This window comes from Pseudomonas sp. ES1 (genome assembly GCF_050586605.1).
Lineage (GTDB): Bacteria > Pseudomonadota > Gammaproteobacteria > Pseudomonadales > Pseudomonadaceae > Aquipseudomonas > Aquipseudomonas sichuanensis.
Genome location: NZ_JBOBDM010000035.1, coordinates 53,972 through 60,825, shown reverse-complemented (window position 1 = coordinate 60,825; position 6,854 = coordinate 53,972). Strand labels below are relative to the sequence as shown.

Genomic DNA, 6,854 nt, shown 5'->3' with positions numbered 1-6,854 from the left:
AACACCGAGGGACAATTCACATCGGCACACCAAGGCACCTTTCCCCGCGATGGTTCGTTCAGGCTTTAGCGGTTGAAGCGCTCCACCAGCGAGTACTGCGTGCCGGCGGTGCTGGTCAGCTCTTCGCTGAGCAGCGCCGAGCGCTGGGCCTGGCCGGCGGTCTGGTCGGCCAGGTCGGCAATGGTGCTGATGTTGCGGCTGATCTCTTCGGCCACCGCGGTCTGCTCTTCGGTGGCGGCGGCGATCTGGGTGGCCATGTCGGTGATGTTCGCGACCGCTTCGCTGATGCCCACCAGCGCCTGGTCGGCTTCCATGACCCGCTCGACACCTTCCTGGGCCTGGCGGTGGCCGGTCTCCATGGTCTGCACCGCGTTGTTGGCGGTCTGTTGCAGCTTGGCGATCAGGCCGTGGATCTGCCCAGTGGACTCGGCGGTGCGCTGGGCCAGCTGGCGAACTTCGTCGGCAACCACGGCGAAACCGCGGCCCATCTCACCGGCACGGGCTGCCTCGATAGCGGCGTTGAGCGCCAGCAGGTTGGTCTGGTCGGCAATGCCCTTGATCACATCGACCACGCCACCGATCTCGTCGCTGTCCTTGGCCAGTTGCGTCACGGTCAGGCCAGTCTCGCCCACGGCAGCCGACAGGCGCTCGATGGCGTCACGGGTTTCGCCGGCAATGTTGCGGCCCTGGCTGGTCAGGCGGTTGGCTTCCTGGGTGGCATCGGCGGTGCGCTGAACGTGGTTGGCCACTTCCTGGGTAGTGGCGGCCATCTGGTTGACGGCGGCGGCCACCTGCTCGGTTTCCACGCGCTGGCGCTCCAGGCCCGACGAGCTCTGGTGGGCGAGGGTGTCGGACTGGCGGGCCTGGTCGCTGAGCTGTTCGGCGCTGTCCTGCAGGCGGGTCAGGCAGGTCTTCATCCGTGCGTCCTGGCTGAGCATGGCCATTTCCAGGCGCGCCTGGACGCCGCGGCTGTCGGTGTACATCTGCGCGATCAGCGGGTCGGACGTGCTCTGTTCGGCCAGGCGCAGCAGGCGCTTGAGGCCGCGCTGCTGCCAGCTCAGGCCGAGCAGGCCCAGCGGGACCGACAGGCCGGCGGCCAGGGCGAAGCCCCAGGAGTGGCCGAGCCAGTTGCCGATCAGGAAGCCGACCTGGCTGATCAGGATGAACGGCAGCCAGTCCTGCAGCACCGGCAGCCACTGGTCGCGGCGCGGGATCGCCGACTTGCCCTGGTTGATGCGCTGGTACAGGCCTTCGGCGCGGCGGATCTGCTCGGCGGTGGGTTTGACCCGCACCGACTCATAGCCAACCACCTGGTTTTTCTCGAAAACAGGGGTGACGTAGGCGTTGACCCAATAGTGGTCGCCGGACTTGCAGCGGTTCTTGACGATGCCCATCCATGGCAGGCCTTGCTTGAGGGTCTGCCACATGTGGGCAAACACCGCAGGCGGTACGTCGGGGTGGCGCACCAGGTTGTGCGCTGCGCCCATGAGTTCCTCGCGAGAGAAACCGCTGATCTCGACGAAGGCATCGTTGCAGTAGGTGATCACGCCTTTGGCATTGGTCGTGGAGATCAACCGCTGTTGGGCAGGGAAAGTCCGTTCTCTCTGGGTAATCGGCTGGTTGTTACGCATTGGCTGTTCAATCCGCAAGGCTTTCGACAGGTATCGGCAAGCCGCTGGTTTTATTGAATGAATATTTAACCTGCATTGATCTGGCGCAACGGATGACCACTGCGATTGTGGTGTAAGCCCACGCGTTCGCGTACGTTGCCGTCAATATTGCAGCTTTATTTATGGTTTATGACGATCAGGTCGGATCATGACCGATTGCTCAGCCGAGTGCCAGCATCGGGTAACTGAAGCCCGCGAAGTGCGCCAGGTTTACGCAGGCATGGCAGGCCACCGCTGCGGCCAGCCCGCCATGGCGGTACGCCAGGCCGTAACCCACCCCTGCCAACGTCGCCAGGTAGAACCACTGCCAGCCGCCCCCCAGGTGAGCCAGGCCGAACAGCAGCGCTGCTGCCAGCAACGCCAGGCCGTCATGCCTGAACAGACGTTGCAGGCCGCCCTGGATATAACCGCGAAACAGCAGTTCTTCGGTCAGGCTGACCAGCAGCAGGTTGTTCAACAGCCACAGCCAGGCTTGTTCCGGCCATTTCGGCGCCCAGGTCACCAGCCCCAGGGCCCAGGCGCCGCCCAGGCAGGCGAGCAGGGTCAGCGGCAGGATGGCGAACAGGCTCAGCGCCAGCCCCCGCCCGCGCAACACCACCAGCCACGGGCAGGCCAGCAGCAACCACAGGCCGATCAGCGGCTTGTCCAGGTTCAGGTACATCGAGAACGGCAGCGCGCCTTGGCTGAACACAGCCTTGTCGATGACTTTGGCGCTACTGAAGCCCGGCAGCCAATGCAGGGCCAGTGCGGCAGCCATGCCGATGAACAGCAGGTGGCCGAGGGTCTGTTGCCAGCGCACCCTGCGCCGTACCAGCAGGGCGGTGCACAGCAGGGCGAGCAGGCTGGGCAGGGCAGCCAGGCCGAGGCTGCCGTGGGCCAGTGCAAAGCAGTAGCCGAGGGCCAGCAGGCCCAGCGCGATCCAGTGGGGCAACGACATGCTAAATCCTTGTGGCAGCGAGTGCGGAATTGCTTCGACTGAGCTCGCGCCCTTCAGGACACCTGATCAGGGGCCAATAAATGGCCCCTGGCCATGATCACCCTGCAATCAGTTGCCGCAGCACATAGTGCAGGATGCCCCCCGCCTTGAAGTATTCCACCTCATTGAGCGTGTCGATCCGGCACAGCACCTCGATCTGCTGCTGTTGCCCGTCCTCATGGGTAATACGCAATGGCAGGCTCATCCCCGGGCGGATCTGCGCACCGCCAAGCCCAAGCACATCGATGCGCTCCTTGCCGGTCAGCCCCAGGCGTTTACGGTCGTCACCGGCCTTGAACTGCAGAGGCAACACGCCCATGCCCACCAGGTTGGAGCGGTGGATGCGCTCGAAGCTTTCCGCCAGCACGGCCTTGACCCCCAGCAGGTTGGTGCCCTTGGCCGCCCAGTCGCGGCTGGAGCCGGTGCCGTATTCCTGCCCGGCGATCACCACCAGTGGCGTACCTTCCTGCTGGTAGCGCATGGCGGCGTCATAGATCGACAGCTTTTCGCCGCTCGGCACATGCAGTGTGTTGCCGCCTTCCTCGCCGCCGAGCATCTCGTTGCGGATGCGGATATTGGCGAACGTGCCGCGCATCATCACTTCGTGGTTGCCGCGGCGCGAGCCGTAGGAGTTGAAGTCGCGCGGCTCCACGCCCTTGTCGCGCAGGTAGCGCCCGGCGGGGCTGTCGGCCTTGATGTTGCCGGCCGGCGAAATATGGTCGGTGGTCACCGAGTCGCCGAGCAGAGCGAGTATGCGAGCCCCTTGCACGTCGGTGATCTGCGGCAGCGGGCCGCCAATGTCATCGAAGAACGGCGGGTGCTGGATGTAGGTGGAATCGTCCTGCCAGACATAGGTGGCCGCCTGTGGTATCTCGATGGCCTGCCACTGGGCGTCACCGGCGAACACTTCGGCGTATTCCTTGTGGAACATGCCCGTGTCGACCTTGCTGACCGCTGCGGCAATCTCCTGCTGGCTGGGCCAGATATCGCGCAAATAGACCGGTTGGCCATCCTTGCCCGTGCCCAGGGCATCCTGGCTCAGGTCCACGCGCACGCTGCCGGCCAGGGCGTAGGCCACCACCAGCGGTGGCGAGGCCAGCCAGTTGGTTTTCACCAGCGGATGCACCCGGCCCTCGAAGTTGCGGTTGCCCGACAGCACCGAGGCGACCGTCAGGTCGGCCTTGCCGATGGCCTGTTCGATGGCTTCGTCAAGCGGCCCGGAGTTGCCGATGCAGGTGGTGCAGCCATAGCCCACCAGGTCGAAACCCAGCTGGTCCAGGTAAGGGGTCAGGCCGGCTGCCTCGTAGTAGTCGGTGACCACCTTGGAGCCGGGGGCCAGCGAACTCTTGACCCAGGGCTTGCGTTGCAGGCCCTTTTCCACGGCTTTTTTCGCCACCAGCCCGGCAGCCATCATCACGCTCGGGTTGGAGGTGTTGGTGCACGAGGTGATGGCGGCGATCACCACCGCGCCGTCACGCAGGGTGTGGGTCTGGCCGGCATGGCTGTAGTCGATCTCGCCGGCCTGGTCGGCATTGCCCACGGCCACGCCGCCACCGCCTTCGCTTTCCAGGCGCCCGACATCCTTGGCCAGTGGCTTGGGCTGCAGCTCGATGAACTGGTCGAAGGCCTGACGAACCTGGCCCAGGGCTACCCGGTCCTGCGGGCGCTTGGGGCCGGCCAGGCTGGCTTCGACCTCATGCATGTCCAGCGCCAGGCTGTCGCTGAACAGCGGTTCCTGGCCGGGCAGGCGCCACAGGCCCTGGGCCTTGCAATAGGCCTCGACCAGTTGCACCGCCTGCTCCGGGCGGCCCGACAGACGCAGGTAGTCGAGGGTCACCTGGTCGACCGGGAAGAAGCCGCAGGTGGCGCCGTATTCCGGGGCCATGTTGGCGATGGTGGCGCGGTCGGCCAGCGGCAGGTCGGCCAGGCCGTCGCCGTAGAACTCGACGAATTTGCCCACCACACCTTTCTTGCGCAGCATCTGCGTCACGGTCAGCACCAGGTCGGTGGCGGTGATGCCCTCGCGCAGTTTGCCGGTGAGCTTGAAGCCGATCACCTCGGGGATCAGCATCGACACTGGCTGGCCGAGCATGGCCGCCTCGGCCTCGATGCCGCCCACGCCCCAGCCGAGCACGCCCAGGCCGTTGATCATGGTGGTGTGCGAATCGGTGCCGACCAGGGTGTCGGGGAAGGCGTAGGTGCGCCCGTCCTCGTCGCGGGTCCAGACCGTGCGCCCGAGGTATTCCAGGTTGACCTGGTGGCAGATGCCGGTGCCCGGCGGCACCACGCGGAAGTTGGCGAAGGCGTTCTGGCCCCAGCGCAGGAACGCGTAGCGCTCGCCATTGCGCTGCATCTCGATGTCGACGTTCTGGCCGAAGGCGTCGGGGCTGGCGTAGCGGTCGACCATCACCGAGTGGTCGATCACCAGGTCCACCGGCGACAGCGGGTTGATGCGCTGCGGGTCGCCACCGGCCTTGTCCATGGCAGCGCGCATGGCCGCCAGGTCGACCACGGCCGGTACGCCGGTGAAGTCCTGCATCAGCACCCGCGCCGGGCGGTACTGGATCTCGCGGTCCGAGCGGCGATCCTTGAGCCAGTCGGCCAAGGCATGCAGATCGTCGCCGCTGACGGTCTTGCCGTCCTCCCAGCGCAGCAGGTTCTCCAGCAGCACTTTCAGCGACATCGGCAGGCGTTGCAGGTCGCCCAGCTGGCGGGCGGCTTCGGCGAGGCTGAAATAGTGGTAGGTGCGGTCGGCCACCTTCAGTGACTTGAGGGTTTTCAGGCTATCGAGCGAGGGCATTGACAACTCCTTGTGCTCCGGTGCCCGGCGACTGCCAAAGGATCGCCAGTGTCACCGCTGTGGATCGGTCCGCACGGCACGGACCTGGCTGAACAGTCAGGTTAGCCCCGTTTGCCGGGCCTGACCCTTTTCTGGACCGGTGGGGCGTGTCGCGGGTTCCGATCTTCCTTTATCATTCGCCGCCCGGCCGCACCTTGTGTTGCGTCGGGTCAAGGCTGGCGCCGCCTGCGCCAGTGATGTGGAGTTAGAGATGAATACCCTGTTCATGCATTGCCGGCCCGGCTTCGAGGGCGAGGTCTGCGCCGAAATCAGCGAACACGCCGCCCACCTGGGCGTGGCCGGCTATGCCAAAGGCAAGCCAAGCAGCGCCTGCGCCGAATTCGTCTGCAGCGAGCCCGACGGTGCCGCGCGGCTGATGCGTGAAATGCGTTTCGACCAGCTGATCTTCCCGCGCCAATGGGCGCGCGGCAGCTACATCGAGTTGCCCGAGACCGACCGCATCAGCGTGCTGCTCGAGCACCTGGCCGAGTTGCCGGTGTTCGGCAGCCTGTGGCTGGAGGTGCTCGACACCAACGACGGCAAGGAGCTGTCGACCTTCTGCCGCAAGTTCGAAGTGCCGCTGCGCAAGGCACTGGAGAAGGCTGGGCGGCTGGTCGACGACGCGCAGCGTCCGCGCCTGCTGTTGACCTTCATCAGTGGCCGACGGGTATTCCTGGGCCAGGCCGAAGCAGGTAACCAGGCACTGTGGCCAATGGGCATCCCGCGCCTGAAGTTCCCACGGGAAGCGCCCAGCCGTTCGACCCTCAAGCTGGAAGAAGCCTGGCACCAGTTCATCCCGCGCGAGCAGTGGGACCAGCGCCTGAACGACGACATGACCGGTGTCGACCTGGGCGCTGCGCCTGGTGGCTGGACCTACCAGTTGGTCAAGCGCGGCATGCTGGTCACCGCCATCGACAACGGGCCGATGGCCGAGAGCCTGATGGACACCGGGCTGGTCACGCACCTGATGGCCGACGGTTTTACCTGGAAGCCGAAACAGACCGTGGACTGGATGGTCTGCGACATCGTCGAGAAGCCGGCACGCACCGCGTCGCTGATCGAGACCTGGCTGGGCGAGGGGCTGTGCCGCGAGGCGGTGGTCAACCTCAAGCTGCCGATGAAGCAGCGTCACGCCGAGGTGCGCAAGTTGCTCGACCGCATCGAGGAAGGCTTCAAGACGCGCAAGGTCAAGGTGTCGATCGCCTGCAAGCAGCTGTACCACGACCGCGAGGAAGTGACCTGCCACCTGCGCCGGCTGGACCTGAAACCGCGTTGAAGCCAATCGCCGGCAAGCCGGCTCCCACGGGTAAAGGGTTGCACGGGCCATGTGGGAGCCGGCTTGCCGGCGATTGGGCTGCACAGCAGCCCC

Annotated in this window: 4 protein-coding genes; 1 reads left to right on the top strand and 3 read right to left on the bottom strand. The window is 65.7% G+C overall.

What is annotated here, in order from left to right:
- Positions 1-65 precede the first annotated feature (65 nt).
- The 3 genes from ACQ4N9_RS15945 to acnA form a co-directional block, all read right to left on the bottom strand.
- Entirely contained in the window at positions 66-1,631 is a 1,566-nt protein-coding gene (locus ACQ4N9_RS15945) for a methyl-accepting chemotaxis protein (RefSeq protein WP_125463347.1), read from the bottom strand.
- 199 nt (positions 1,632-1,830) lie between these two features.
- The gene (locus ACQ4N9_RS15940; RefSeq protein WP_390967396.1) at positions 1,831-2,607 is read right to left on the bottom strand and encodes a CPBP family glutamic-type intramembrane protease; all 777 of its coding nucleotides are present in this window, start codon (positions 2,605-2,607) and stop codon (positions 1,831-1,833) included.
- Between the two features lie 97 nt (positions 2,608-2,704).
- Entirely contained in the window at positions 2,705-5,446 is a 2,742-nt protein-coding gene (acnA, locus tag ACQ4N9_RS15935) for an aconitate hydratase AcnA (protein WP_390967397.1), read from the bottom strand.
- A 250-nt stretch (positions 5,447-5,696) separates the two neighbouring features.
- Between acnA and rlmM the strand changes: the two genes are divergently transcribed.
- Positions 5,697-6,761, top strand: a complete 1,065-nt coding sequence (rlmM, locus tag ACQ4N9_RS15930) for a 23S rRNA (cytidine(2498)-2'-O)-methyltransferase RlmM (RefSeq protein WP_390967398.1) — start codon at positions 5,697-5,699, stop codon at positions 6,759-6,761.
- Positions 6,762-6,854 lie beyond the last annotated feature (93 nt).